We start from the raw sequence: 24966 nt of genomic DNA, 5'->3' as shown, positions 1-24966 counted from the left end.
TATTCACAGCGTCAAGCGCCGTCAGTCATGGTTGACGTCGATGAATTGGCGGCAACCGCTCTTGCAGACGACGCATGCGGCCATTGCCGATACCGGGAAGCAGGATCACACTCGATCTGTGATCAACATCGCCCCCATCGAGGGGACGCAGGAGACCGTGATGAAACGCTCACTCGCGATTGCCCTGTTGGCAGGCGCCCTGGCGGCGGGCGGCGCCAGTGCGGCACCGCGCACCGTGACCGACCCGGAAGCTCCCCGCGCATTGCAGGCCGATGGCCCGGTCAGCGTGAAGTGGGACGATCCGGCCAAATTCACCGAGATCCGCCAGAGTACCAACCGCTTCGAGGCCGAGCGTGGCGACTGGGTGCAGCAGCTGGCACGCTACCTGCAGACCGCTGCCGCCAAACCGCTGCAACCGGGACAGACGCTTGATGTGACCCTGGTCGACATCAAGCGCGCCGGTGACTACGAGCCGTGGCACGGCCCGCGCGGCCGCGACATCCGGATCATGCGCGACATCTACCCACCGCGGATCAGCCTGCAGTACACGCTGAAGGACGCCAGCGGCCGCATCGTCAGCGAGGGCGACGCGCGCCTGAGCGATACCGGCTACCTGCACAACATCGGCCTGAAGAGCGACAGCGATCCACTGCGCTACGAGAAGCGCCTGATCGACGACTGGGTGAAGCGGCAGCTGACAGCGCAGGCCACCGCAGCACGGTAGGCCGTAGGCCCATCGGCAGGTGTCGACCTTGATCGACACGCATTACAGGGCGCCGACCAAGGTCGGCCGCTACCAGAGTCGCGCCCGGCGCCCCGTACCGGGCGACCGCTACGCGTAAAGCCCATCGGTAGGTGTCGACCTTGGTCGACACGCATTCAAGGCGCCGAGCGTGGGCTCGGCTCTACACGTACACCTTCGCCACACGCTTGACCGCGCACGGCAGCTGGTAGGCACTCACGCCACAGCGCGGCGCCAGCTCCGACAGCGTCGGCGCGCAACCCCACAGCTCCACCACGCTGCCGATGCCGGCCTGCGGATGCGCGGTCAGGTCCACCGTCAACATGTCCATCGACACGCGCCCGATCAGGCCGCCGGGCTGCCCGTCGATCAGCACCGGGGTGCCGTTCGGGGCGAACTGCGGGTAACCGTCGGCATAGCCAAGCGCGACCACGCCTACGCGGGTGCGTGCCTTGGCCACGAAGCGTGCGCCATATCCCACCGGTTCACCGGCTTCGATCCAGCGCTCGGCGATCACCTTGGACTGCATCGTCATCACCGGGCGCAGGCGCGCGGTCAGCGCGGTGCTGTCCGGCAGCGGGTTGGCGCCGTACAGCATCAGGCCGGGCCGCACCCAATCGCTGCGCACCTCCGGCCAGCCCAGCAGCGCCGGCGAATTGCACACGCTGGTCTCGCCGTGCAGGCCGTCGATGGCGCGCGCGAAGGTCGCGGCCTGCTCGCGGGTGCGCTCGCTGTCCAGTTCGTCGGCACGTGCCAGGTGGGTCATCAGCACGATGCGCTCGACCTGCGGCAGCGCCGACAGGCGTGCATGCGCCGCGCGGAAGCTGTCCACGTCCAGGCCGAGGCGGTGCATGCCGCTGTCCAGCTTCAGCCACACCGTCAACGGGCGCGGGCTGTCGAACGCCGCCAGTGCCTCCACTTGCCACGGCGAACCGACGGCGAACCAGAAGTCATGCTCGGCCACCAGCGCCATGTCGCTGGGCTCGAAGATGCCTTCCAGCAGCAGGATCGGCGCACGGATGCCGGCCTGGCGCAGCTCCAGTGCCTCTTCGATGGTGGCCACGCCGAAACCATCGGCCTCGCCTTCCAGCGCCTGCGCACAGCGCACCGCGCCATGCCCATAGGCATCGGCCTTGATGATCGCCAGCGCCTTGCCCCCGCCCAGTTCACGGGCGAGGCGGTAGTTGCTGCGCAGGGCGCCCAGATCGATCAGCGCGCGGGCAGGACGCATGTGCGGTTCTCGTGTTGCGGCGCGTGACCGTACTGGCCGTAGCGGAAAATATCCAGGCCTTCGGTGCTGATCTGCGGCTGTCGCGCGCTCATCAGGTCGGCCAGGTAGCGGCCCGAGCCGCAGGCCATGGTCCAGCCCAGCGTGCCGTGGCCGGTGTTGAGGTACAGGTTGCGGAACGGCGTGGCGCCGATCACCGGCGTACCGTCCGGCGTAGCCGGGCGCAGGCCGGTCCAGAACTGCGCGCGCGACAGGTCACCGCCCTTCGGGTAGAGGTCACGGACCACCAGTTCCAGGGTCTCGCGTCGGCGCTGCGACAGCGACAGGTCGAAGCCGGCCACCTCGGCCATGCCGCCGACACGGATGCGGTCGTCGAAGCGGGTCACCGCCACCTTGTAGCTCTCATCGAGGATGGTCGAGGTCGGCGCCATCGCCGGGTCGGTGATCGGCAGGGTCAGCGAGTAACCCTTCAGCGGGTACACCGGCAGGCGCATGCCCAGCGGTGCGACCAGCGCCGGTGAGTAGCTGCCGAGCGCAACCACGAAGCGGTCGGCGGTTTCCAGCTTGCCGTCGATGCGCACGCCGGTGATGCGGTCGCCATCGAACTCCAGGCCGGTGATGTCCTGGTCGAAGCGGAATTCAACGCCGGCATCCACGCACATCTGCGCCAGGCGGCGGGTGAACAGTTGGCAGTCGCCGGTCTGGTCACGCGGCAGGCGCAGCGCGCCGACCAGGCCATCGACGTGGGCCAGGGCCGGTTCGGCCTGGATGATGCCGGCCCGGTCCAGCACCTCGTACGGCACGCCGTACTGGGCCAGGATCTCGATGTCCTGCGCCGAGGCATCCAGCTGCTGCTGGGTGCGGAACAACTGGGTGGTGCCCAGGTCGCGGCCTTCGAATTCGATGCCGATCTGCGCGCGCAGCTCGTTCAGGCAGTCGCGGCTGTACTCGGACATGCGCACCATGCGCGCCTTGTTGATCGCATAACGCTCGTGGGTACAGTTGCGCAGCATCTGCCACAGCCAGCGGTACTGGGCCAGGTCCATGCCCGGCTTGATCGCCAGCGGCGCGTGTTTCTCGAACAGCCAGCCGATCGCCTTCTTCGGCACGCCCGGCGCCGCCCACGGCGAGGTGTAGCCGAACGACAGCTGGCCGGCATTGGCGAAGCTGGTCTCCAGCGCTGGGCCGGGCTGGCGGTCGATGACCGTGACTTCAAACCCGGCCTGTCGCAGGTACCAGGCACTGGTAGTGCCGATCACGCCGCTGCCGAGAACTAGGACTCGCATGGGACTTCTCCAACCCGATCATTCCCTGCACTGGAGCGTGCCGGGGCCATAATTGGGGAAGTATAGACAGCCAATACCAGTTGATTTGCCTGAATTGAAATCAACCGGCAGGATGTTCTCCTGCAATTCATTCCCCAAGGTTGACGGCCATGGCCACCCGTACCCGCGAACTGGACAAGATCGACCGCAAGATCCTGCGCATCCTGCAGGCCGAAGGCCGCATCTCCTTCACCGAGCTGGGCGAGCGGGTCGGCCTGTCGACCACCCCGTGCACCGAGCGGGTACGCCGCCTGGAACGCGAAGGGGTAATCACTGGCTATCACGCCCACCTCGACCCGGCCGCGGTGAAGGCCAGCCTGCTGGTGTTCGTGGAGATCAGCCTGGCCTACAAGTCCGGCGACATCTTCGAGGAGTTCCGGCGCGCCGCGCTGAAGCTGCCCAACGTGCTGGAGTGCCACCTGGTGTCGGGCGACTTCGATTACCTGCTGAAAGCACGGATCAGTGAAATGGCTTCCTACCGCAAGCTGCTCGGCAGCACGTTGCTGACACTGCCGCATGTACGTGAGTCGAAGAGCTACATCGTGATGGAAGAGGTGAAGGAGACGCTGAGCCTGCCGATTCCGGATTGAAGCTGGGAACCGGTTGGGGTCAGAGCCCGCTGCGCGGGATCCGACCCCGGTCGGCATCTGGCAAGGGGTCGGATCCCGCGCAGCGGGCTCTGACCCCGGTCATGGCGACAGTCAGCGCTGCTGCGGATGCTTCTGCGTGCGCTGTTCCTGCTGCTTGCCGCCCTTGTGCGGCGGCTGCGGCTCCATCTGTTGCTGTTGCTGTTGCTGCTGCGGGTTGCGGCCCTGCGGTTCCTTGCCGGGATGACGGTTCTGCTGGTTTTTCATGGTCGCGATCCAGTGGACGAAGGACATGCGGCGGCGGAATGCCGGCGCAGGGCCACGGTGGTCCCGCAACGGTTAATCGCAGGCGAAAAAGCAGTGATCGGCTGGATGCTGTTTTCGTGCGTTCAGCCCGCTCAGCGTCAGCCAGCAGCCAACCTTGGTGGCACCAGGACTCAGCGCTTGATCTGCTGCCCATCGCCGGCCGGCACGCTGTCGTAATAGCGGCCGGTGCGCGAATCGAACACGCGGTTCGGGCCGGCCGGGCGCACGCCCGGAACGATGCGGCCATTGCGGTCATAGACCTTGTCGGCCGGCTTCGGCACCGGCGTCGGCGCGACCCGGGCCGGACCGGTGGATCTGATCGGCTGCGCCGGCTGCGGCGACGGCAGCACCTGCGGTTGCGGGCGAGCGGCCTGTGGCGGTGGTGCCACGGGCTGCGGCGTCACGGTGGTCGCGCTGCGGGTCGCAGTCGGGTCGGCGGTCGGCACCTGCGCCAGCGCGACGATGGGCAACAGGGCCAGCAGCAGGGGAAGGATTGGTTTCATGGCACGCTCCGGCGTGGATCGCGTTCACCTTGCGCCCGCCCCTGTGTGCCGCCCATGAACGGCCATCACACTTGCAAGGTCGCGTCTTCACCCCCACGTTTTCCGCCATCCCCAGGCCATCGACCCCACGGAGCGCCGCCATGACCGCCTTCGACCTGACGCCCCCCACTGCCACCCAGACCGAGGCGCTGATCGCTGGCCTCAGCAGCGAGGAGCGCCGCGTGCTGCTGCAGCACGGCACCGAGGCGCCGTTCTGCGGCGTGTTCCTCGACAACAAGCGCGAGGGCGTCTACTGCTGCAGGCTGTGCGCGCTGCCACTGTTCCGCTCCAGCACCAAGTTCGATTCCGGCACCGGCTGGCCCAGCTTCTTTGCCCCGTTCGACCCGGCGCACGTGCGCGAGATCCGTGATACCAGCCACGGCATGGTGCGCACCGAGATCACCTGCGCGCGCTGCGGCAGCCACTTGGGCCACGTGTTCCCGGATGGTCCGCCGCCCACCTACGAGCGCCACTGCCTGAACTCCGTCTCACTTTCGTTCACCGGCAATGGCGAGCCCTGGCCCGATCCGTTGCAGCGTGGCGGCGCAGAAAGCGGCGTGGCGGGCTGAAACACCCCGCTGACCGATTTCACAGAATTCCCTCTTCAGAAAACCGGGCGACGGGCCGACAAGGAGATATCCCCTCTCCTTGCGTCGCCCCATGCTCATCATCGTTGGATTCCTGGTCGTCATCATCAGCGTGATCGGGGGCTACCTCGGTGCCCACGGCCGCCTGGGTGCCCTCTGGCAGCCCTATGAGCTGGTCATCATCGGCGGCGCCGCGCTCGGCGCCTTCCTGGTCGGTACCCCGGCCAAGACGGTCAAGCAGACCCTGCAGGCCATGGTGGGTGTGTTCAAGGGCCCGCGCTACAAGCAGCAGGACTACATCGATGTGCTCAGCCTGCTCTATGAACTGCTCAACAAGGCCCGCCGCGAAGGCTTCATGGCGTTGGAAGACCATGTCGAGCGCCCGGCCGAAAGCGCGCTGTTCGGCAACTACCCCAAGGTGCAGGCCGACCACCACCTGATCGATTTCATCACCGACTGCCTGCGCCTGATGATCGGCAGCAACATCGAGCCGCATGAGCTGGAACCGCTGCTGGAACTGGAGCTGGAAAAGCACCACGCCGAGGCCATGGCACCCTCACAGGTGCTGACCAAGGTCGCCGACGGGCTGCCCGGTTTCGGCATCGTCGCCGCGGTGCTGGGCATCGTCATCACCATGGGTTCGATCGGTGGCGACATCGTCGAGGTCGGTGGCCACGTGGCCGGCGCGCTGGTCGGTACGTTCCTGGGCATCCTGCTGGGCTACGGCTTCGTCGGCCCGATGGCCGCCGCGATGGAGGCCCGCGCCGAGCAGGACAGCCGCATCTACGAATCGGTCAAGACCGCCCTGCTGGCCTGCCTGCGCGGTTACAACCCGAAGATCGCGCTGGAGTTCGCCCGCAAGACGCTGCCGTCGAACGTGCGCCCGGCCTTCTCCGATTTCGAGCAGCACCTGAAGACGGTCAAGTAAGCCATGGCCGAGACCAAGCCCACCGTCATCGTCCGCCGGGTCAAGAAGGCCGGCCACGCCGCCCATCATGGTGGTTCGTGGAAGGTGGCCTATGCCGACTTCGTGACCGCGATGATGGCGTTCTTCCTGGTGCTGTGGCTGATGGCCACCACCAACAAGAACGACCGTGCGGCCATTTCCGAGTACTTCCGCAACCCCAGCCCGTTGAGCGGTCAGAGCGCCACGCCGGCGCCCGGCATGGCCGGCCCGGGCGGCGCCAGCACCTCGATGATCAAGCTGGGCGGTGCCACCGACATTTCGCGTGGCAACAGCAACGACCCCTTCCAGAACCAGAAGGAAGCGGTACCGCAGCCGGTGGACCAGCAGCAGCGCGACAAGCAGCAGCTGGAAGCACTGATGAAGGAGCTGCAGGAAGCGATCAGCAGGAGCCAGGCCCTGGAGCCGTTCAAGGACCAGCTGCTGCTGGACCTGACCCCGGAGGGCCTGCGCATCCAGATCGTGGACAAGCAGAACCGGCCGATGTTCGACCTCGGCAGCGCCACGCTGAAACCGTACACGCAGCAGATCCTGCACGAGCTGGCCAACTACCTGAACCACGTGCCGAACCGGATCAGCCTGACCGGCCACACCGACATCACCGCCTATTCGGCTGCACGTGGCTACGGCAACTGGGAACTGAGCGCCGATCGTGCCAATGCCGCCCGCCGCGCGCTGGTGGACGGCGGCCTGGAGGACAACAAGATCACCCGCGTGGTCGGTCTGTCTTCATCGGTGCTGTTCGACAAGGCCGACCCGCAGAACCCGATCAACCGCCGCATCAGCATCGTGGTGATGACCCAGGCCGCCGAAGCTGCCGCCTTGGCCGGTGCCGGCCCGCAGGTGGGGCTGTCGGCGCCGACCGCCGACCCTGACGTGCAGGCCGCGCAGGGTGAGGCGCACTGAACCGGGGTCAGATCCCTTTCCCCTGGAAAGGGATCTGACCCCACCTGCGTGCGGCCGCTACAATGGCGGTCTTTCCGTTTCCAGGTGACCCCACCCCATGTCCCAGAACTCCAAGGCCAAGCGCGACAAGCGCAAGAAGCAGCAGGCCAAGCGCCCGTTCCTGCGCCTGAATGCCCAGCAGCAGGTGCAGAACCATGCCGTGCTGACCAACGAAGACGGCCAGGTGGTCGCCGCCATCGGCCTGCAGGGCCGCGAATGGCTGCTGGCCATCGGTGGTCAGACCATGGGCAACGCCGAGAACCCGGTGCCGATGCTGGCCATGCTCAAGCACCTGTCCAACGTGCAGGAAAAGGAAGGCCGCAAGGTCAACCTGGAGTATTCCGAGCTGCTGCAGAAGCTGCTGGACACCCTGGCCGCCGAATCCGGCCAGACCGCTGACGAGTACCTGGACAAGCTGGTGTCCGAGTTCGAGACCGTGGAAGCCGAAGAAGGCGAAGAAGCCACTGAGGCCGCCGAAGGCGATGTGGTTGAAGCTGCTGCCGACGCCGAGGCCAGCCCGGCCGCTGACAGCGACAGCAAGCCGCAGGCCTGAACCGGCCGCGGCGGTGACGGTCTACGTCGATGACGCGGTGCATCCCTGGCGCGGACAGCGCTGGGCGCACCTGATGGCCGACACCCTGGCCGAGCTGCACGCGATGGCGGCGCAGCTCGGCATCCCACCGCGGGCCTTCCAGAACAAGGCCAGCGGTGCCCACTACGATGTCACGGCCGAGCTGCGTACGCAGGCGATCGCGCTTGGCGCGCGGGCGATTTCCCGGCACACCGATCGTGACCTGGTCAAAGCGGTGATTGCCAACGCCAGGGCGCAGTACCGGCCGTAGGCGCGCTGCCGTTTGCCTCCTGTAGAGCCGAGCCCATGCTCGGCTGCTCTACGCGGACTGCAGCCGAGCGCGGGCTCGGCTCTACATGCGCAGCGCTGCCGGCCCGTTCAGAACGGGTCGCTGCCCAGTCGGATCTCCACGTTCAGCAGCGAGCACAGCGCCAGCATCGCGTCGTCGTCACGGGTCAGCGCCATCACGCCGGTGAAGCCGTCGCTGCCGGTATCCACGCTCCACAGCGTGTAGTTGTGCTCGCGCAGGCGGTCGAAGGCGGTGGACATCAGCTGCACACCGTCCAGGTCCTCGGCGAAGTCCTCGTCATCCAGGTCGCCGCCCCAGTCCAGCTGCAGGTTGAAGCGCGCCGACAGCTCGTTGACCGCCGACTGCAGCGATTCCAGGTCGTCGCGCTCCACCTCGAAACCGGACTGCCAGGCGATGGCGGTGAACAGCGCCGGCAACCAGTCGCTGTCCGCTTCCAGCGGCTGCCCGTCCTCGGACAGGTGCTCGCGCCAGCGGTTGAACTGCTGCAGGGCCAACTCTTCGTCGCCCGGGTTGATCAGCACCAGCAGGTTCCAGACCCGCGCCTCGAATCCATCCTCGTCGAAGTCGTGGATGTCTTCCTCGAAGTCGAAATAGTCGCTGTTGTCGGGCATGGCGGAACGTCCTCTGGGGCAGGCCGGCATTCTACGGTTTATCCTGTGCCGCTGAAGCCGGCCTTGGTGGCCGTCACTGTGAATGAAGCGATGAGCGATACCCCTCCCGACCACCTGGCGATCAATCCGGCCAGCCCCTTCCATGATGCACAGGCGCTGGAGCGCGGCGTCGGCGTGCGTTTCAACGACGTCGAGCGCGACAACGTCGAGGAATACTCGGTCAGCGAAGGCTGGATCCGCGTGCAGGCCGGCAAGGCCCGCGACCGCCGCGGCAACCCGATGACGATCAAGGTCAAGGGCAAGGTCGAGGTGTATTTCCTGGACCAGAAGCCGGAATAACCGGCTGTTCCGACCCGGGGTCAGATCCCTTTCCTGCGGAAAGGGATCTGACCCCGCTCGACGGCGCATGGCCGCCGAGTCACTCGCGCTTGCGCGATTCCAGCAGGTCCAGGTTGCGGATCAGGCGCCGCGAGATCTCATCGGAGATCACCCCGCGCCGGGTCAACCGGAACAGCTCCTCGCGCTCGGCATTGAGGCCGGCGCTGCGCAGCTGGCGGTAACCCAGCTCCATGCGCCGCACTTTCTCCGGGTCCACGTCGGGCCCGTCGTTGTCCTTCTCCAGGTGCCGCTGGTACAGCAGGCTCACCCGCGAGGCAGCGTCGTTGTACAGCTGCACGTTCTCGGTGTTCTGGTTCATCACCAGCTGCTGGCGCATGCGCTCGACCCCGGCCAGCGCAGCCTTGGACGACAGCCGGCGTGCCAGGTCCTCTTCCTTGCGCTCGCCCGAATCGGCCGGCAGCTGCAGGCCCTTCAGCAGCTGCGGCAGCGCCACGCTGGCGCCGACCAGCGAGAACAGGATCACCGCCGCGGCCAGGAAGATCACCAGGTCGCGCGCCGGGAACGCGCTGCCATCAGGCAGGAACAACGGCAGGGTCAGCACGCCGGCCAGGGTGATCGCGCCGCGGACGCCGGCCACCGAGGTCGCCACCACGATGCGCCAGTTCGGTGCCTCGCCGCGTTCCAGGCCTCGGCGGCGTGCACGCAGCAGGTTCCAGCGCAGCGACAACCATACCCACAGCAGGCGCAACAGGATCAGCGCCAGGTTGATCACCACCACGTACACCAGCAGCCACCATGCACTCTGGTGGCCGGACTCGTTCATGGTGGTGGTGGCGCGTTCGACGATGCCCGGCAGCTGCTCGCCCAGCAGCACGAACATGATGCCGTTGAAGCTGAACTGCAGCATGTTCCAGACCCCCGCACGCTGCACGCGCATGCTGCCGGAGACACGGCCGGTCAGCTCCACGTAGCTCATCGCGATACCGGCCGCCACGGCGGCGAGGATGCCCGAGGCATGGATTTCTTCGGCCAGCAGATAGGCCGCGAACGGGATCAGCAGGTTGACCAGCATCGCCGCACCCGGTTCCTCGCCGAAGCGGCGCCACAACCAGCGCTGGAACGTGGATACGCCCAGGGTGACCGCCACGCCCACGGCAAGGCCGGCCACCGCCACCCACAGGAAGGTCAGCGAGGCCGTGGCCAGCGAGAAGGAGCCGGTCATCACCGCCGCCACCGCGAAACGGAAGCAGACCAGGCCGGACGCATCGTTGAGCAGCGACTCGCCTTCCAGGATGTGCATCAGTCGCTTGGGAATCGGTGCCTTGGAGGCGATCGCTCCGACCGCCACCGGGTCGGTCGGCGAGACGATGGCCGCCAGCGCGAAGCACACCGCCAATGGCATCACTGGAATCATCCAGTGGATCAGCAGGCCGGCACCGATCACGGTGAACACCACCAGGCCAAACGCCAGTTCGAGGATCGCGCCCTTGTCGCGGAACAGGCCCTGCTTGGGGATGCGCCAGCCATCAAGGAACAGCAGCGGCGGCAGGAACAGCAGGAAGAACACTTCCGGCTCCAGCGCGTGGCCGCGGTTGAACACCCCGGCGATGACCGCGCCCAGGCCGATCTGCACCAGCGGCAGCGGCAACGAGAACGGGAGGACGCGAACCAGGTAGCCGCTGGCGACAACGGCCACCAGCATCGCCAGGACGACTTCAATGGTATGCATGCTTCTTCCAGGAAGCGGCGCGCGGGGAGGCTCGAAGGCCAGCGCCGGAAACCCGGAAAAAACTACCACATGCGGCCATGAGCGCGACGGCCGGGGCGGTCGCGCGTCAGCCCCGGCTCATGCCCCGTCGAAGCGGTACAGGTCCATGGCGAGGAAGCCGGCATCGATGCCGGCATCGATGCGGCGTGCACCGAAGCCGTCCTCGCCGGCTGCGCCCATCGCGAAGAACAGCGGCAGCAGGTGCTCGTCGGTCGGGTGCGCGCGTTCGGCGAACGGTGCCTGCAGGCGGTAGTCGAACAGGGCCTGGCGATCATCGGCGGCCAGGCGCTGCTCGACCCACTCGATGAAGGGCCGCACGTACGGCGCTTCCTTGCCGTCCTGGTAGTCGCCCCAGTCGTGCAGGTTGTGGGTGATGCTGCCCGAGCCGACCAGCAGCACGCCCTGCTCACGCAGTGGCGCCAGCGCGCGGCCCAGCGCGAACTGGTGCCCGGGGCCGAGCAGCGGCTGGATCGACAGCGGCACCACGGGGATGTCGGCTTGCGGGCGCAGCAGCCGCAGCGGCACCCACGCGCCATGGTCGAGGCCACGCTGAGGGTCGAGCGCCACCGGCAGGCCGGCAGCGGCGATGCGGCGGGCCACTTCTTCGGCCAGCGCCGGATCGCCGGGCGCCGGGTACTGCAGTTCGAACAGCGCGCGCGGGAAGCCGCCGAAGTCGTGGATCGTCGGCGGCTGCGGATGCGCGCCGACCAGCGGCTGCCGACCCAGCCAGTGCGCCGAGGCCATCACGATGGCGCGCGGCGTCGGCAGGTCGCGCGCCAGCTCGGCCAGGCGCACGCCGACCTGGCCCGGATGCAGGGCGGTCATCGGCGAGCCGTGGGAGATGTACAACGAAGGCAGGCGGGACATGGAATGCTCCAGTTGCAGGATCAGGCGGCGATCAGCGCGAACGCAGGGTCCACTTGCCGTCGCCGACCAGGAACAGCACCACCAGCGCCAGTGCCCAGAACGCCGGGTATTCCCAGCCGCCGCCGGCATTGGCGAAACCGAAGCCGTTGGCGCCGTGCACGGTGACGATGGTGCCCAGCAGCAGCGGCACGCCGGCCAGGCCGACCCAGCGCGCGTAGATGCCCAGCAGCAGCGCAGTGGTGATCACCAGCTCGGCGCCGATGGTGAGGTAACCCAGCACGCCGGGCAGGCCCAACGATTCGAAGAATGCCGCCGTGCCCGCCGGGGTGAACACCAGCAGCTTGATCAGCGCATGGACCAGGAACAGCACGCCCAGGGCCAGGCGCAGCAGGGTGGCGCCGTAAGGGGCCAGCGGCGAAACGGGAGGGGGGGCGGTGTGCATGGGAAGCACCTTGAAGGGAGTGGATACAGGTTATTGCTACTTCACGAGCCGATAAATACGATCGTCTGACGGTATTTATTTCATAAGGCGCAACAATGGACACCCTCGAGGCGATGCGCGTGTTCGTAGCGGTGGTCGAGCGCAACGGCTTCAGTGCCGCGGCACAGGCCCTGGGCATGTCGACCGCCGGCGTCACCCGCCAGGTCGCGGCACTGGAAAAGCGCCTGTCCACCCGCCTGCTCCACCGCACCACGCGGCGGGTCAGCCCCACCAGCACCGGCGCCGCCTATTACGCCCAGTGCGTGCGCCTGCTGGCCGAGTTCGACGCGCTGGAGGCCAGCATCGGCGCGCAGGCGCTGGAACCCTCGGGCACGCTGCGCATCAACGCACCGGTCAGCTGGGGCATCGCCCGCCTTGGCCCGTTGCTGGCCAGCTACCGCGAGCGCTTCCCGCAGGTGGAACTGGACCTGGCCCTGTCCGACCGCCTGGTGGACATGGTCGAGGAAGGCTACGACGTGGCCATCCGCATCACCCGCGAGCCGAGCCCGGCGCTGATCGCGCGCCAGCTGGGCGAATCGCGGGTGAGCCTGTGCGCGGCGCCGGCCTACCTGGCTGCACGCGGTACCCCACAGACGCCGCAGGACCTGCAGGATCACGCATGCCTGAGCTACAGCTACTGGGCCGCTGGCGACCACTGGCCGCTGCAGGGACCCGGCGGTGAAGTGAAGGTGGCGGTGAACAGCCTGCTGCACGCCAACAACGGCGACGTGCTGCGCGAAGCGGCGATCGCCGGCATGGGTGTGATCCTGCAACCCGACTTCCTGCTGGAACACGCGCTGGCCGATGGCCGCCTGGTACGCGTGCTACCGGAATGGGAGGCCTCGCCGATCGGCATCTTCGTGGTGTATGCCAGCCGCAGCCACCTGGCGCCGAAGGTGCGCAGTTTCATCGACCACCTGGTGGAGGCCGGGGTGTAGCCGAGTCGGGTGCCTGCCGGCCAGCGGCCGGCACTACCGTCATGCTTCAGTCGGGTAGTGCCGGCCGCTGGCCGGCAAGTACGAAGCCCCGATCAGGCAGGGACTTCATCCAGCGCGTCGATGATCCGCTCCAGCGGCGCCGGCCGCCCCAGCAGGTAGCCCTGCACCTGGTCGCAGCCATGCGCAGCCAACCAGTCCAGCTGCCCCGGCGTTTCAACGCCCTCGGCGATGATGGTCAGGCCCATGCTGTGGCCGAGCGACAGCAATGCGCGGCAGATCGAAGCGTTGCGCGGATTGGTTTCCACGTCCGCCACGAAACTGCGATCGATTTTCAGGATGTCCAGCGGCAGGTGCTGCAGGTAGGACATGCTGGAATAGCCGGTGCCGAAATCGTCCAGCGACACGCTGATGCCCTGCTCGTGCAGGCGCTGCATGGTCTGCATCGCCTGCGCCGGCTTGCGCATCAGGCTGCTCTCGGTCAGCTCCACGTGCAGTGCGCCGCGGGCCAGTCCGAACTCCTGCTGGACGCGGGTGAATTCGGCCACCAGGTCGCTGTTGAAGAACTGCACTGCCGACACGTTGACTGCAATCGGCAGCTCGCCCCAACCGGCCTCGACCAACCGCCGCTGTGCCTTCGCCGCGGCGCGGATCACCCAGCGGCCCAGTGCCAGGATCAACCCGGTGTCCTCGCACAGCTGGATGAACTCGTTGGGCGGGATGAAGCTGCCATCGGCCTGCGGCCAGCGCAGCAGGGCCTCCAGCGCGGCCGGGCTGCCATCGCTGGCGTGCCGGATCGGCTGGAAGTACAGCTGGAACTCGTTGTCGATGGCGGCATGGATGCGCCCGGCCAGGCGCAGGCGGTCGGCCAGCCGCGTGGTCACTGCCGCATCGAACCAGACCACCACGTTGCCCTCGGCACGCGCCGCGTGCGCGGCCTGCGCGGCCATGCCGATCACCTGCTCGGCGCTGTGGCCGTCACCGGCAGTGTGCACGGCCACACCGATGCGCGGTTCGAACTGGTGCAGTGAATCCTTGCCACGCATCGGCGCTGACACGATCTGCAGCAGGTCATCCAGCACGCGCTGGGTATCGTGCTCGGCCCCGATCGCGAACACGAAGTCTTCCGCCGGCTGGAATGCCAGCGTGCCGCAACGCGCCCCCAGTCCACCGAGCCGGGTCGCCATCGACTGCAGCACCGCATCGCCGATCTCACGGCCCAGCGTATCGGCCACAAGCTGCAGGCCACGCAACTGCACGAAGGCGATGGTGTAGCCCTGCTGCTGCTCGTCCAGCTGTTCGGTCAGGGCGCGCACGTTGAGCAGGCCAGTGGCCGGGTTGTGCCGTGCCCGATAGGCCAGGTCACGCTCGTAGGCCAGCCGTTCGCTGACATCCTCGGCCAGCACGAGGCACGCGGGTTGTCCGTCGAAATCGAGCCTGGACAGGTGTGCGCGCACCTCGAACACACTACCGTCCTTGCGCCGGTGCAGGCGGACGGTCGCGTCCGGAGGATCGCCCACCTGTGCGCGCTGGATGGCACCACGCACTTCGTCCCAGCCTTCGCGCGGGCGGATGTCGAGGATGCTCATCGACAGAAACTCGTCGCGGCTGTAGCCGTACTGGCGCACCGCAGCGTCGTTGACCTCGATGAAGCGCAGCGTATCCGGGTCGAATACCCAGAACGGTGCAGGATTGCGGTCGAACAGCAGCCGGAAGCGGCGCTCGACCTCGCTCACCTGCTCGCGCGCCTGGTAACGCTCACTCAGGTCGGTCAGCGCGCCGATCATGCGCCGCTCGCTGTCGGCCACTTCCACCCGCTGCCCACGTGCGCCCACCCAGCGCACCTCGCCCCCGGGCAATACCAGGCGGAACACCTGGTCGAGCACGGCGCTGCCGGCGAATGCCTGGTCAAAGGCATGCTGCAGGCGCGCGGCATCGTCGCGGTGCACGCGTGCGAAGAAATCGGCCACCGGCAGCGCATCGGTCTGCACGCCAAAGATCTCGCGCGCCAGCGGCGACCAGCGCAGCAGTGCGGCGTCCTCATCCACGTACCAGGTACAGACACGACCAACCTGGTGCGCAAGACGCAGCTCGGCGTGGCCTGTTTTCAGCTCCTCGGCCATGGCCTGCTGGCTGCGGGTGCTGCGCCGCACGGCGTACAGCAGCACCAGCAACACCGCGATGTAAGCCAGTACGATCGCCACCGACGCCTGCAGGTACGGCCACCACGGCGCCAGTACGTCTTCGTCGGCCAGGCCGACCTGCACCGCCAGCGGGCTGTGTTCCAGCGTGCTGATGGTGATGATGCGCGGTACGCCGTCGACCACGCCCGGCACGCTTCCCAGCTCGACCACCGCCTGCGTGCCGAGCAGGTCACGGCGCGGCAGGTCGTAGCGGCGGCCCACCGTGCCGTGCGGATCAGGCACGCGGGCCAGCATGTAACCCTCGGCATCGCTGATCGAGACCAGTCCGTTGGGGCCGACATCGAGGCCGCCGACGATGCGTTGCAGTTCGCCACAGCGCAGCCGCGCCAGCAGCCAGCGCCCGTCGGCCATCGCCAGCGCCAGCGGCACCACCCAGCCGCCATCGCTGGCCCGCTGCGGCGGGCCGATGTACAGCGCGCTGCCCAGGCCACGGCGCTGCGGATCGGTCCACAGCGGCAGCTGCAGGTCGCCCGTGCCGGCCGTCAGCGGTCGGCCATGGCTGTCGAGCACGACGATGCTGTGCAGCTCGGCATGCCGGCGCAGCACGCCGCCGATGGAGGCATCCATCAAGGCCGGCGCCTGTACCGGCACACTGCGGAACACCTCGGCGGCGTCGGCGGCGATGCCGGACAGGGCGCGTTCCAGGTTGCGCAGCTCCAGCGCCAGCAGGCGCTCGCTGCCCACCGCCAGCGCGCGGCTCTGCCGCTGCGCCGCTTCCAGGCGGCGGTGGTAGTCATTGACCAGCATGAGGGTCAGGCCGGTCACCAGCAGAACGCCCAGCAGCACACCGCCCCAGGTGATGGCGCGCAGCGGCCGTGCCAACGCCCGTTTCAGCGCGGGCATCGGTTGATCTTCCTTGTGCAGTCGGCTGGCTTCATGCGCGAACGAATCCTCCACGTCCCCGACCTCAACGGCCGGCGGACGCCATTCTTGACGCCTGACCCCACCCTGCATGGCCACCTCCCCCGTGTCCACGCAGGGCTCCAGGGTCCAGCATGCACCACCCCGGTGACGGCGTGAAGATCGCGTCTGCGCGTTCAGCCAGATCCTGCACAGGACGGGCGGCGCAAGGACGCGGCCAGTGGCGCCGGAGCGGATTAGACTTGGGGTTTTCCGCTGCAAGAGAAGTCCATGTCCAAGCTGCGCCGTCCCACCCTGGCGCTGGCCATCGTTGCCAGCCTGTCCCTGGCCGCCTGTGACCGCCCGGCCGAACCGGCCGCCGGTGCCACCGCGCCGGCCGATGCCGCCCCCGCTGCGGCCAAGCCGATGCTGGGCAGTTTCGGCTTCGATGCCAGCGGCATGGACCGCAGCATCGCCGCCGGCGACGACTTCTTCGGCTTCGCCAATGGCACCTGGGTGAAGAACACCGAGATTCCGGCCGACCGCTCGCGCTTCGGCAGCTTCAACGTCATTGCCGAGAAGACCCTGGCCGACACCCGCGCCATTCTCGAAGGTGCCGCCGGCAACACCAAGGCCAGCGGTGACGACAAGCTGATCGGCGATTACTACGCCGCCTACATGGACGAGGCTGGCATCGAGCAGCGTGGTCTGGCGCCGGTGCAGCCGCAGCTGAAGGCCATCGATGCGATCGCCGACAAGGCCGGGCTGGCCCGCGCCCTCGGCGGCGACCTGCGCGCCGACGTCGACCTGCTCAACGCCACCAACTTCTACACCGACCGCCTGTTCGGCCTGTGGGTCTCGGTGGACATGCTGCAACCGGACCGCACCGCGCCGTACCTGGTGCAGGGCGGGCTGGGCATGCCCGACCGTGACTTCTACCTGGGCGATGGCCGCATGGCCGAGCTGCGCAAGCAGTACCAGGCCTACATCGCGCAGATGCTGCAGCTGGCCGGTGTGGCCGACCCGGCTGGCAAGGCGCAGCGCATCCTGGCGCTGGAAACGAAGATCGCGCAGGCGCATGCCACCCAGGAAGAAACCAATGATGTGACCAAGGGCGCCAACCCCTGGACCCAGGCCGACTTCAATGCCAAGGCGCCGGGCATGGACTGGAGCGCGTTCCTCGATGCGGCCGCGCTGGGCAACCAGCAGGACTTCATCGTCTGGCAGCCCAAGGCCGTGGCCGGCCTGTCCAGGCTGGTCGCCACCGAGCCACTGGAGGTGTGGAAGGACTACCTGGCCTTCCACGCGCTGGACCGTGCCGCCGCCTACCTGCCGAAGAAATTCGCCGATGCCCGCTTCGCCTTCCACGGCACCGCGCTGAGCGGCACGCCGCAGCAGAGCGACCGCTGGAAGCGCGCCGTGGATGATGCCAACCATGCCGTCGGCGAAGCCATCGGCAAGCGCTATGTCGAGAAGCACTTCGACGCCAAGACCAAGGAGCGCGCGGACGAGATGGCGAAGAACATCATCGCCGCGTTCGCCAAGCGCATCGACGCGCTGTCGTGGATGTCGCCGCAGACCAAGGCACATGCCAAGGCCAAGGTTACCGGCCTGACCGTGGGCATGGGGTATCCGGAGAAGTGGCGCGACTACACTGGCCTTGAGATCCGCCGTGATGACCCGCTGGGCAACGCGCAGCGCGCCGAGCTGTTCGAGTACCAGCGCAACATCGCCAAGCTGGGCAAGCCGGTCGACCACAGCGAGTGGGCGATGCTGCCGCAGACCATCAATGCGATGAACGTACCGCTGGAAAACCGCCTGGTGTTCCCGGCGGCGATCCTGCAGCCGCCGTTCTTCGACGGCGCCGCCGACGACGCGGTGAACTACGGTGCGATTGGCGCGGTGATCGGCCACGAGATCAGCCATGGCTTCGACAACGCCGGTGCGCTGTTCGATGAAACCGGCAAGCTGCACAACTGGTGGACCGCCGAGGACCTGAAGCAGTTCAACGCCGCCGGTGATGCGCTGGCCGCGCAGTTCAGCAGCTACGAGCCGTTCCCGGGCGTGCATGTGAACGGCAAGCTGACCCTGGGCGAGAACATCGCCGACGTGGCCGGCCTGGGCACCGCCTACGACGCCTACCAGCTGTCGCTGCAGGGCAAGCCGGGCCAGACCCTGGAAGGCTTCACCCCGGACCAGCGCTTCTTCCTCGGCTTCGCCCAGGCCTGGCGCAGCAAGAGCCGCGAGCAGGCGCTGCGCAACTCGCTGCTGACCGATGTGCATGCACCGGGCCAGTTCCGCGCACTGACCGTGCGCAACATCGACGCCTGGTACCCGGCGTTCGAGGTGAAGGAAGGCCAGAAGCTGTACCTGGCCCCGGACAAGCGGGTCAAGGTGTGGTGATGTAACCGGAACGGGCGCCGCAAGGCGCCCGTTTCACTTGCGGGTAGCTGCCAACCTTGGTTGGCGCTTCCGCGGCACCGCGTGAAAGGCGTGCCAACCAAGTTTGGCACCTACCAGGCAACCGCGGGCCACTCGCGCAGGATCTCCACCGGAGCGCCCATGCGTGCACAGGCGCGACTGGCCAGGCCATCGGGCAGTGCGCGGCGGAACAGCGGCGCCATGCCCTGCATCAGCTTCGCAGACGCCGCCGCCTGCGCGCGCTGGCGGCCACTGCGTTCAAGCATGCCTTCGGCCCAGTCCGGCAGCAGCGCCGCGCCCGCACCGAGGAACACCTCGCGCGACAGCCCCGGCACCGGTACCGGCAGGCGCACGCCGGACAGCACCTCCAGCACCTCGCGCGAGCGCTCATCCACACGCAGCTCCGGCTGACGTGCACAGAAGTACGCCGCCACTTCCGCTTCGCTGCGCGGCACATCCACCGCGCCCAGTGCCTCGGCCACGCAACGGTACTCGTCGTAATAGCGATCGGCGATGTGCGCCGGCACCTCGCGCCCGTAGCGTCGGAAACCCTGCAGGAAACCGAAGGCTTCGGTCACGTGCACCCAGGTCAGCAGTTGCGGATCGTCGGCGGCGTAGGGCTCGCCCTGCGCGGTCTGCCCGCGGATCTGCGCATGGATGCGGCGCACCTTGGCCACCAGCGCCTCCACCTCGCCGCTGGGCGCATAGCTGGTGCCGGCAACGAAGGCCGTGGTGCGGCGCAGCCGACCCACCAGGTCCTGGCGGAAATTGGAGTGGTCATAGACCCCGGCCAGCGCGCGTGGGTGCAGTGTCTGCAGCATCAGCGCGCACAGGCCACCGGCGAGCATCGAGGGGAATTCGGCGTGCAGCCGCCAGGTGACGCTGTCCGGGCCGAACCAGCCCGGGTCGCCCTGCGGATGGTCGTAATCGATGCCGCTCTGGCCGCGCGGGAAGGCGTCCAGTACCCAGCGTCGGATCGGCGCGGTGACGGGGCGGGAGAGTCGCTGCAGCAGAGCCGGCATCACAGGTCCAGGAAAGGCGGAAGAACAGTCGCGTCTTGCGCGGTTGGCTCCGATTCTCGGCGATCACGCCTCCGGCGGCGAGCCTCCCCGCTCAGCGACGGTTTCATGTGCGGCCGCAGCACGTTTCACCCTGCGACATCCTGTCGCAGGCTGCGACTGCGATGATGCAATGCATCAATTTTCACCCCCGCCGGGCAAACCCTTGCGCCGCTTGGCATTGCCCCCGTTGCACGGCCCGCTGGAAGTGCTAGAACTGGACCTGCCACACCGTCCAATGCTGATCGACGCACGTTCCACAAGGAGCCAGCCATGATTGCCTTGTTCAAGGGTTTGGGAATTCTGCTTCGCGACAACGAGCTCTACAGCAGCCCGTTCGACAAACAGGTGGCGCACTGGCGCAGCCTGAGCGAGCAGCAGATCCGCGATGAAGTGGCGGTGCTGGCCCAGGCCAAGTGCCAGTGGCTGATCGCCTCGATCGTCGGCTGGCAGGCGGCCTCGCTGCTGATCCTGGGCCTGATCGCCAACTACCTGTGGCGCGATGACTTCCATATCACCTTCACCCGCGTGGTGATCGTGTTCGGCTCGTGGGTCTCGATCCTGTTCGTGATCTGGTTCATGGCCAACATGTTCGATCAGCAGGCCGGCTTCGAGCGCTGGATGAAGGCGTTCAACAGTCGCGCCCGCATCAGTTCCAAGGCCGACAGCGTCGAACACGTGGCCGAGGCGCTGGACCTGGCCGAGCACTACCCGGAAGTGCTGGACTACAAGCAGGCGGTCACCGCCAGGCGCGAACTGCGCCACGAGGACATCCGCATCATGACCGAGATCGGCCGGATGAAGCAGCACTCCGAACTGGTCGGCCGCCTCAACCATGTGGGCGAGACCGAGCACCATCACGACCTGACACTGCAACCTGCCTACTGAGCCTTCAGGGAAGCGGGGGGACCCACACTGCCACCGTGATCACTCACGGTGGCAGTGTTCTATCGGGTCCTGGCTGACGCACTGGCGGAAGCCGTCGGGCAGGCCACGCATGGCCTCGGTCTTGCCTGCTGCAACTGCGAACCGGCGCAGCGGCGGTGCGGTACACGCCGCATCGGGGCTGCAGCCCGGATCGAGCACCAGGTAGTGGCAGGCACCACTGCTGCTGGCAATGCACTGGAAACGAGCCTCGCCATCGACGACGGTAGCCTTGCTGTACAGCGTGTCCACGCCGTTGGCGTGGGTGCGCGTGATCGAGGTGTTGCGGGACCTTTCGCAGCCGGCCAACGCCAGCACGACAATGCACGCAATCAACAGTCGGGGCATGTTCGTTCCTCGGTGAAGGGGATGCTGCTGCGGCTACATGCCGCGGAACAGGCTCATGAACGGCTGGCTGACCACCAGCGTCTCCGTGCGCCCGCGCAGGCGCAGCACGCCGCGCCCGGTATCGTCGCGGCTGACCGCCGCCACCGCCTTCATGTTGACGATGGTCGAACGATGGATCTGGCGGAAGTGCTGCGCATCGAGCACTTCCAGCAGCTCGCGCAATGGTGTGCGCAGCAGGCTTTCGCCGGTGGCGGTGACCACGGTGGTGTACTTGTTGTCCGCGCGGAAGTAGGCCACGTCTTCCAGCATGATCAGCTGCGTCTCGCGCCCGTTGCTGGCGGTGATCCAGGCCAGTGGCGGGCGCTCGGCTGCGCCCTGCGATGGGCCCAACCGCTGCAGCAGGCGCTCCAGCACGGCATCGTCCTGGCGCGTCGATGGCAGCCGCGACAGGATGCGCTCGCGGGTGGCCAGCAGGCGCTCGTCGCTGACCGGCTTCAACAGGTAATCCATCGCGCCCTGCTCGAACGCATCGATGGCGTACTGGTCGTAGGCGGTGACGAACACTACCTGGGTGCGCGGGCTCAGCTCGGACAGCGAGCGTGCCACCTCGATGCCGCTGATGCCAGGCATGCGGATATCGAGAAAGGCGATGTCCGGCTGCTTCTCGGCCAGCTGCTCCAGTGCGCTGGCACCATCCTCGCACTCGGCCACTAGCGCGAGGTCCGGCCACAGCCGGCCCAGCTGCTCCACCAGTGACTGCCGCAGCAGGTCCTCGTCTTCGGCGATCAGGGCTTCAAGCGGCATGGCTGCGCTCCTTGTGCGACTGCGGCAGGGTCATGGTCGCTGCCACGCCGCTGGGGAAGTTGGCGACGATCGCCACGCCGGCCTGCTCACCGCAGGTCAGGCGCAGGCGCTCGCGCAGGTTCTTCAGGCCGATGCCGGTACCACTGGTGCCCTGGCCGAAGCCGAGCCCATCGTCGGCCACGGTCACCGTCACGTGGTCATCGAAGCCGCGCGCCAGGATCCAGATCGTGCCTCCGCCGGGCTTGGGTTCAAGGCCATGCTTGATCGCGTTTTCCACCAGCGTCTGCAGCGCCATCGCCGGCAGGTGCACGCCATGCAGTTCGTTGGGCACCTGCACTTCCACCGCCAGCCGTGCACCCATGCGGATGCGCAGGATCTCCAGGTAGGCGCGGGTGCGTTCCAGCTCCACGCCCAGCGTGGACACCGATTCGTCCACCTGTGGCAACGAGCTGCGCAGGTACTGGATCAGGTGGCCGAGCATCTGTTCGGCCCGTGCCGGGTCGGTGCGGGTCAGCACCTGCGCATTGGCCAGCGTGTTGTAGAGGAAGTGCGGTTCCACCTGCGCATGCAACAGGTTCAAGCGCGCCACCGACAGTTCCTTTTCCACCTGGGTCTGTTCGGCCGCAGCCTGTTCGTCGCGGCGCTGGTCGGCGACGCGGCGACTGATCGCGCGGGTGACTGCTTCGGCGTTCTCGAAGTTGCTGCCCTCGTCCAGCGCCAGCAGGTCGGCCCACCAGCCGGCATCGGGTTCGAACAGCAGGGTAACAGTGCTGGTGCCCTGCCCCGGCGTGACCGTTGCCAGCACGCTGTTGCGCTTGATCGCCAGCCGCGCAGGCAGATTCCAGCGCGATGGCTGGCGGCCATTCCAGAGATCGACCCGGCGCACATAGGCGCGCACCTGCAGGCTGCCGGCCGAGCTTTCCACATCTTCCACGCGGGGTAGTTCGGAGATTGCCGCCTCCACCACCGAAAAGGCGTGGCCGGCGTCCATCGGCAGTTCGATCTGGCGGCGCTGGCGACCGGACAGGGTGGTGGCATCCAGGCGACCGGCCACCAGCCAGACCCGGCGGATGTGGGTGATGGCACTGCCCAGCGCGGAAATGATCAGGAACATCGCCAGCAGGCCGAAAATCCAGCCCGGGCCATCGTTCATGCCACTGAAGATGCCGCTCCAGACCATGCCAGCGACGAACAGCGCCGCAGCCCAGGCCAGCAGGTGACGGAACAGGAGTGAAAGGCTGGCGAACACGGCGGCGCCTTGGAGGAAGGGGGTGAGCCGAGCATAGGGCGGCCGGCCGGGCAAGCAAGCGCCCTGCGACGAAGGGCCGGAAAGTGCGGATGGAAGCCGCTATGGAAATGCCGGGAACGCGCCTGCGCATTCGCGCTGGCGCTCCCACGGCTCGCCTGCGCAAGCCGTGGGCCCCATCTCACCAGCACCCACACCCCCGCGCCTATGGCGCCGCCCCCTGACTCAGGGGACGGTTGCCCGGACCGAGTGCGGTTGCCGGCCAGCGGCCGGCACTACCGAACGCCCTTACTTGCGCTGGTCGGCGCTGGCGTCACGCACGGCGCGGAACGACTCGTCCTTGCTCCAGTTCGGCCAGCTGCGCGCGTTGGCCAGCTGGTTGCCCAGCGTGTACAGCACTTCCAGGTCGCGGGCGGCACCGGCGAACACCCAGTCCGGCTGCCATTCGTCGCCCTGCTGGTGGTAGCGCTTGGCGGTGTAGTCCTCGGAGGCCTTCTTGCCTGCGGCGACGCCACCGTCCACCCAGTCCTGGCCGGCCGACCAGGACAGTGCCGGCACGCCACGCTTGGCGAACGGGAAGTGATCGGAGCGGAAGAACAGGCCCGCTTCCGGCTTCGGGTCCGGCGTGTAGCGGATGTCCCAGCCCTTGGCCACGTCCTTCAGCTGGTCCAGCAGCTCGAAACGCGCGGCACCGTAGATGCCGAAGTCACGCGACGGGCCGAACGGCGCCATGCCGTCCATGTTGATCACCGCCACGGTCTTTTCCAGCGGGTACAGCGGATGGGTGGCGTAGTACTCCGAACCCAGCAGGCCCTTCTCCTCGGCGGTGACCGCCAGGAACAGCAGCGAGCGCTGCGGGCGCGTTTCCTTGGCGAAGCCACGGGCAAGCTCGAGCAGCGAGGCGGTACCGCTGGCGTTGTCCAGTGCGCCGTTGAAGATGCGGTCACCGCGCGCGTCCGGCTCGCCCACGCCAATGTGGTCCCAGTGCGCGCTGTAGATGATCGTCTCATCCGGATGGCGGCTGCCTTCCAGGCGTGCGGCCACGTTGTGCGAGGTGATCACTTCGGTCTTCACCGCGTACTTCGCGTCCAGGCTGGCGCCGGTCAGCGGCACCGGGGTGAAGTCGCGCTGCTGCGCCTTCTTCTTCAGCGCCTCGAAGTCCTGCCCGGCGGAGCGGAACAGCTCCACGGCCAGGTCGCGCTGGATCCAGCCTTCCAGCAGCGGGTGGCTTTCGGCCGGGTTGTCGCGCACCACGTCGAACATGGTGTTGGTGTTGGAACCGGCCACGGTGGCCCAGCCATAGGAGGCCGGTGCGGTCTCGTGCACGATCAGCACGCCCAGTGCACCCTGGCGCGCGCCTTCCTCGTACTTGTAGGTCCAACGGCCGTAATAGGTCATGCCCTTGCCGTCGAAATCACCTTGGCCGGTTTCGAAGTCCGGATCGTTGATCAGTACGACGGCAATCTTGCCCTTCAGGTCCACGCCCTTGAAGTCGTCCCAGTTGCGCTCCGGCGCTTTCACGCCATAGCCGAGGAACACCAGCGGGGCCTTGCTGATGTCGACGTTGCTGGCGCCGTTCATGGCGGCGCGCACGGCAATCTGCTTGCCCTGCTCCAGCGCAACGGTCTTGCCGCCCTGGTGCAGCGCCAGCTGCGGTGTGCCGACGATGTCGCCCTTGCGCAGCGGCACGGCTTGGGTCCACAGGCGCTTGCCGTCCTTGAGGTCACCGCCCGGCTGCAGGCCGGCATCGGCGAACTGCTTGCTGAGGAAGGCGATGGTCTTCTCTTCGCCGGCGGTGGCCGGCGAGCGGCCTTCGTAGGCGTCGGAGGCCAGTTCCTTGACGTCGGCGGAGATCCGCGCGCCATCGAATTTCGGGGTGGCCGCCATCAGTGCGCTCGACACCGACAGGGCCAGCACGCCCAGTACCACTCGTTTCATTGCTCTCTCCAGCAGGGAAATCTCTCTGGAGTGTAATGGGATTCGGCAGGGCTGCGCCCTGCACCCGCCGAAGCC

Annotated in this window: 25 protein-coding genes; 11 read left to right on the top strand and 14 right to left on the bottom strand. The window is 67.6% G+C overall.

Translation table 11 applies throughout. The features are described 5' to 3' along the window. The first annotated feature begins 160 nt into the window (after window positions 1-160). Window positions 161-724 (top strand): DUF3016 domain-containing protein, encoded by a 564-nt coding sequence (locus ACEPA4_RS02450; protein ID WP_049412742.1) that lies wholly within the window; start codon window positions 161-163, stop codon window positions 722-724. 181 nt (window positions 725-905) lie between these two features. Here the strand turns inward: ACEPA4_RS02450 and alr are convergent, their stop codons facing one another. Next, window positions 906-1973, bottom strand: coding sequence for an alanine racemase (gene alr, locus ACEPA4_RS02445; protein ID WP_053498060.1), 1068 nt, complete (start codon window positions 1971-1973; stop codon window positions 906-908). Continuing rightward, complete coding sequence (locus tag ACEPA4_RS02440) at window positions 1952-3256, bottom strand: D-amino acid dehydrogenase (protein ID WP_005415120.1); 1305 nt, start codon at window positions 3254-3256, stop codon at window positions 1952-1954. Before ACEPA4_RS02440 ends, alr begins: the two co-directional genes overlap by 22 nt. Before the next feature lie 149 nt (window positions 3257-3405). Between ACEPA4_RS02440 and ACEPA4_RS02435 the strand changes: the two genes are divergently transcribed. Next, window positions 3406-3885, top strand: coding sequence for a winged helix-turn-helix transcriptional regulator (locus tag ACEPA4_RS02435; RefSeq protein ID WP_005407919.1), 480 nt, complete (start codon window positions 3406-3408; stop codon window positions 3883-3885). Window positions 3886-3996: 111 nt separating this feature from the next. On the opposite strand, the gene ACEPA4_RS02430 is transcribed toward ACEPA4_RS02435, so the two are convergent. Next, window positions 3997-4176: a lana protein gene (locus tag ACEPA4_RS02430; RefSeq protein WP_065186685.1), complete on the bottom strand. Its 180-nt coding sequence runs from the start codon at window positions 4174-4176 to the stop codon at window positions 3997-3999. 143 nt (window positions 4177-4319) lie between these two features. Further along, on the bottom strand, window positions 4320-4691 hold the full coding sequence (locus ACEPA4_RS02425) for a classical arabinogalactan protein 4 (protein ID WP_065179272.1): 372 nt from the start codon (window positions 4689-4691) through the stop codon (window positions 4320-4322). 140 nt (window positions 4692-4831) lie between these two features. On the opposite strand from ACEPA4_RS02425, the gene msrB reads away from it, so the two are divergent. The 5 genes from msrB to ACEPA4_RS02400 all read left to right on the top strand — a co-directional run bounded on the left by msrB (window position 4832) and on the right by ACEPA4_RS02400 (window position 8068). Further along, a complete protein-coding gene (gene msrB / locus ACEPA4_RS02420) occupies window positions 4832-5299 on the top strand; it encodes a peptide-methionine (R)-S-oxide reductase MsrB (protein ID WP_005415117.1) in 468 nt (155 codons plus the stop codon). Window positions 5300-5390: 91 nt separating this feature from the next. Further along, entirely contained in the window at window positions 5391-6245 is an 855-nt protein-coding gene (gene motA, locus ACEPA4_RS02415) for a flagellar motor stator protein MotA (protein ID WP_005407915.1), read from the top strand. Window positions 6246-6248: 3 nt separating this feature from the next. Beyond that, complete coding sequence (gene motB / locus ACEPA4_RS02410; protein WP_065186684.1) at window positions 6249-7187, top strand: flagellar motor protein MotB; 939 nt, start codon at window positions 6249-6251, stop codon at window positions 7185-7187. A gap of 97 nt (window positions 7188-7284) precedes the next feature. After that, window positions 7285-7779 (top strand): hypothetical protein, encoded by a 495-nt coding sequence (locus ACEPA4_RS02405; RefSeq protein ID WP_005415115.1) that lies wholly within the window; start codon window positions 7285-7287, stop codon window positions 7777-7779. A gap of 13 nt (window positions 7780-7792) precedes the next feature. Beyond that, window positions 7793-8068, top strand: coding sequence for a DUF4031 domain-containing protein (locus ACEPA4_RS02400; RefSeq protein WP_005415114.1), 276 nt, complete (start codon window positions 7793-7795; stop codon window positions 8066-8068). A 107-nt stretch (window positions 8069-8175) separates the two neighbouring features. Here the strand turns inward: ACEPA4_RS02400 and ACEPA4_RS02395 are convergent, their stop codons facing one another. Further along, entirely contained in the window at window positions 8176-8718 is a 543-nt protein-coding gene (locus ACEPA4_RS02395) for a hypothetical protein (protein WP_053498070.1), read from the bottom strand. Between the two features lie 90 nt (window positions 8719-8808). On the opposite strand from ACEPA4_RS02395, the gene ACEPA4_RS02390 reads away from it, so the two are divergent. Further along, complete coding sequence (locus ACEPA4_RS02390; protein WP_005415112.1) at window positions 8809-9057, top strand: DUF3297 family protein; 249 nt, start codon at window positions 8809-8811, stop codon at window positions 9055-9057. A 79-nt stretch (window positions 9058-9136) separates the two neighbouring features. Here the strand turns inward: ACEPA4_RS02390 and ACEPA4_RS02385 are convergent, their stop codons facing one another. The 3 genes from ACEPA4_RS02385 to ACEPA4_RS02375 form a co-directional block, all read right to left on the bottom strand. After that, a complete protein-coding gene (locus ACEPA4_RS02385; protein WP_005415111.1) occupies window positions 9137-10786 on the bottom strand; it encodes a Na+/H+ antiporter in 1650 nt (549 codons plus the stop codon). A gap of 117 nt (window positions 10787-10903) precedes the next feature. Then, window positions 10904-11692: a dioxygenase gene (locus ACEPA4_RS02380; protein WP_164093519.1), complete on the bottom strand. Its 789-nt coding sequence runs from the start codon at window positions 11690-11692 to the stop codon at window positions 10904-10906. 31 nt (window positions 11693-11723) lie between these two features. Then, window positions 11724-12134 (bottom strand): DoxX family protein, encoded by a 411-nt coding sequence (locus ACEPA4_RS02375; protein WP_065196179.1) that lies wholly within the window; start codon window positions 12132-12134, stop codon window positions 11724-11726. Window positions 12135-12229: 95 nt separating this feature from the next. On the opposite strand from ACEPA4_RS02375, the gene ACEPA4_RS02370 reads away from it, so the two are divergent. Next, window positions 12230-13111, top strand: coding sequence for a LysR family transcriptional regulator (locus tag ACEPA4_RS02370; RefSeq protein ID WP_164093520.1), 882 nt, complete (start codon window positions 12230-12232; stop codon window positions 13109-13111). 92 nt (window positions 13112-13203) lie between these two features. On the opposite strand, the gene ACEPA4_RS02365 is transcribed toward ACEPA4_RS02370, so the two are convergent. Then, window positions 13204-16266, bottom strand: coding sequence for an EAL domain-containing protein (locus ACEPA4_RS02365; RefSeq protein WP_065186681.1), 3063 nt, complete (start codon window positions 16264-16266; stop codon window positions 13204-13206). 177 nt (window positions 16267-16443) lie between these two features. Here ACEPA4_RS02365 and ACEPA4_RS02360 point away from each other — a divergent pair, with 177 nt between their 5' ends. Next, a complete protein-coding gene (locus ACEPA4_RS02360) occupies window positions 16444-18555 on the top strand; it encodes a M13 family metallopeptidase (protein WP_188239204.1) in 2112 nt (703 codons plus the stop codon). A 110-nt stretch (window positions 18556-18665) separates the two neighbouring features. On the opposite strand, the gene ACEPA4_RS02355 is transcribed toward ACEPA4_RS02360, so the two are convergent. After that, window positions 18666-19595, bottom strand: a complete 930-nt coding sequence (locus ACEPA4_RS02355) for an oxygenase MpaB family protein (protein ID WP_005415105.1) — start codon at window positions 19593-19595, stop codon at window positions 18666-18668. A 309-nt stretch (window positions 19596-19904) separates the two neighbouring features. On the opposite strand from ACEPA4_RS02355, the gene ACEPA4_RS02350 reads away from it, so the two are divergent. Then, window positions 19905-20519 (top strand): hypothetical protein, encoded by a 615-nt coding sequence (locus ACEPA4_RS02350; RefSeq protein WP_164093522.1) that lies wholly within the window; start codon window positions 19905-19907, stop codon window positions 20517-20519. 39 nt (window positions 20520-20558) lie between these two features. On the opposite strand, the gene ACEPA4_RS02345 is transcribed toward ACEPA4_RS02350, so the two are convergent. The 4 genes from ACEPA4_RS02345 to ACEPA4_RS02330 all read right to left on the bottom strand — a co-directional run bounded on the left by ACEPA4_RS02345 (window position 20559) and on the right by ACEPA4_RS02330 (window position 24891). After that, window positions 20559-20903 (bottom strand): hypothetical protein, encoded by a 345-nt coding sequence (locus ACEPA4_RS02345; RefSeq protein WP_065179265.1) that lies wholly within the window; start codon window positions 20901-20903, stop codon window positions 20559-20561. 33 nt (window positions 20904-20936) lie between these two features. After that, the gene (locus ACEPA4_RS02340; RefSeq protein ID WP_005415102.1) at window positions 20937-21707 is read right to left on the bottom strand and encodes a LytTR family DNA-binding domain-containing protein; all 771 of its coding nucleotides are present in this window, start codon (window positions 21705-21707) and stop codon (window positions 20937-20939) included. Continuing rightward, window positions 21697-22956: a sensor histidine kinase gene (locus tag ACEPA4_RS02335; protein WP_061478621.1), complete on the bottom strand. Its 1260-nt coding sequence runs from the start codon at window positions 22954-22956 to the stop codon at window positions 21697-21699. The genes ACEPA4_RS02340 and ACEPA4_RS02335 overlap by 11 nt, the downstream gene beginning before the upstream one ends. A 285-nt stretch (window positions 22957-23241) precedes the next feature. Beyond that, window positions 23242-24891 carry a M28 family metallopeptidase gene (locus ACEPA4_RS02330; protein WP_164093523.1) on the bottom strand — a complete coding sequence of 550 codons (1650 nt, stop codon included), beginning with the start codon at window positions 24889-24891 and terminating at the stop codon, window positions 23242-23244. Window positions 24892-24966 lie beyond the last annotated feature (75 nt).

This window comes from Stenotrophomonas sp. P2112 (genome assembly GCF_041897515.1).
Lineage (GTDB): Bacteria > Pseudomonadota > Gammaproteobacteria > Xanthomonadales > Xanthomonadaceae > Stenotrophomonas > Stenotrophomonas sepilia.
Note: the sequence above shows the minus strand (reverse complement) of the source record. Positions and strands in the feature narration are given on the sequence as shown.

What these genes read in the sequence shown, in the direction of transcription:
- ACEPA4_RS02375 (WP_065196179.1), bottom strand. Translation starts at nt 12,134, where the DNA reads ATGCACACCGCCCCCCCTCCCGTTTCGCCGCTGGCCCCTTACGGCGCC.
- ACEPA4_RS02435 (WP_005407919.1), top strand. Translation starts at nt 3,406, where the DNA reads ATGGCCACCCGTACCCGCGAACTGGACAAGATCGACCGCAAGATCCTG.
- msrB (WP_005415117.1), top strand. Translation starts at nt 4,832, where the DNA reads ATGACCGCCTTCGACCTGACGCCCCCCACTGCCACCCAGACCGAGGCG.
- ACEPA4_RS02450 (WP_049412742.1), top strand. Translation starts at nt 161, where the DNA reads ATGAAACGCTCACTCGCGATTGCCCTGTTGGCAGGCGCCCTGGCGGCG.
- ACEPA4_RS02365 (WP_065186681.1), bottom strand. Translation starts at nt 16,266, where the DNA reads ATGCAGGGTGGGGTCAGGCGTCAAGAATGGCGTCCGCCGGCCGTTGAG.
- ACEPA4_RS02360 (WP_188239204.1), top strand. Translation starts at nt 16,444, where the DNA reads ATGTCCAAGCTGCGCCGTCCCACCCTGGCGCTGGCCATCGTTGCCAGC.
- ACEPA4_RS02380 (WP_164093519.1), bottom strand. Translation starts at nt 11,692, where the DNA reads ATGTCCCGCCTGCCTTCGTTGTACATCTCCCACGGCTCGCCGATGACC.
- ACEPA4_RS02340 (WP_005415102.1), bottom strand. Translation starts at nt 21,707, where the DNA reads ATGCCGCTTGAAGCCCTGATCGCCGAAGACGAGGACCTGCTGCGGCAG.
- ACEPA4_RS02370 (WP_164093520.1), top strand. Translation starts at nt 12,230, where the DNA reads ATGGACACCCTCGAGGCGATGCGCGTGTTCGTAGCGGTGGTCGAGCGC.
- ACEPA4_RS02430 (WP_065186685.1), bottom strand. Translation starts at nt 4,176, where the DNA reads ATGTCCTTCGTCCACTGGATCGCGACCATGAAAAACCAGCAGAACCGT.
- ACEPA4_RS02405 (WP_005415115.1), top strand. Translation starts at nt 7,285, where the DNA reads ATGTCCCAGAACTCCAAGGCCAAGCGCGACAAGCGCAAGAAGCAGCAG.
- alr (WP_053498060.1), bottom strand. Translation starts at nt 1,973, where the DNA reads ATGCGTCCTGCCCGCGCGCTGATCGATCTGGGCGCCCTGCGCAGCAAC.
- ACEPA4_RS02390 (WP_005415112.1), top strand. Translation starts at nt 8,809, where the DNA reads ATGAGCGATACCCCTCCCGACCACCTGGCGATCAATCCGGCCAGCCCC.
- motB (WP_065186684.1), top strand. Translation starts at nt 6,249, where the DNA reads ATGGCCGAGACCAAGCCCACCGTCATCGTCCGCCGGGTCAAGAAGGCC.
- ACEPA4_RS02395 (WP_053498070.1), bottom strand. Translation starts at nt 8,718, where the DNA reads ATGCCCGACAACAGCGACTATTTCGACTTCGAGGAAGACATCCACGAC.
- ACEPA4_RS02350 (WP_164093522.1), top strand. Translation starts at nt 19,905, where the DNA reads ATGATTGCCTTGTTCAAGGGTTTGGGAATTCTGCTTCGCGACAACGAG.
- ACEPA4_RS02345 (WP_065179265.1), bottom strand. Translation starts at nt 20,903, where the DNA reads ATGCCCCGACTGTTGATTGCGTGCATTGTCGTGCTGGCGTTGGCCGGC.
- ACEPA4_RS02355 (WP_005415105.1), bottom strand. Translation starts at nt 19,595, where the DNA reads ATGCCGGCTCTGCTGCAGCGACTCTCCCGCCCCGTCACCGCGCCGATC.
- ACEPA4_RS02440 (WP_005415120.1), bottom strand. Translation starts at nt 3,256, where the DNA reads ATGCGAGTCCTAGTTCTCGGCAGCGGCGTGATCGGCACTACCAGTGCC.
- ACEPA4_RS02330 (WP_164093523.1), bottom strand. Translation starts at nt 24,891, where the DNA reads ATGAAACGAGTGGTACTGGGCGTGCTGGCCCTGTCGGTGTCGAGCGCA.
- ACEPA4_RS02385 (WP_005415111.1), bottom strand. Translation starts at nt 10,786, where the DNA reads ATGCATACCATTGAAGTCGTCCTGGCGATGCTGGTGGCCGTTGTCGCC.
- ACEPA4_RS02425 (WP_065179272.1), bottom strand. Translation starts at nt 4,691, where the DNA reads ATGAAACCAATCCTTCCCCTGCTGCTGGCCCTGTTGCCCATCGTCGCG.
- motA (WP_005407915.1), top strand. Translation starts at nt 5,391, where the DNA reads ATGCTCATCATCGTTGGATTCCTGGTCGTCATCATCAGCGTGATCGGG.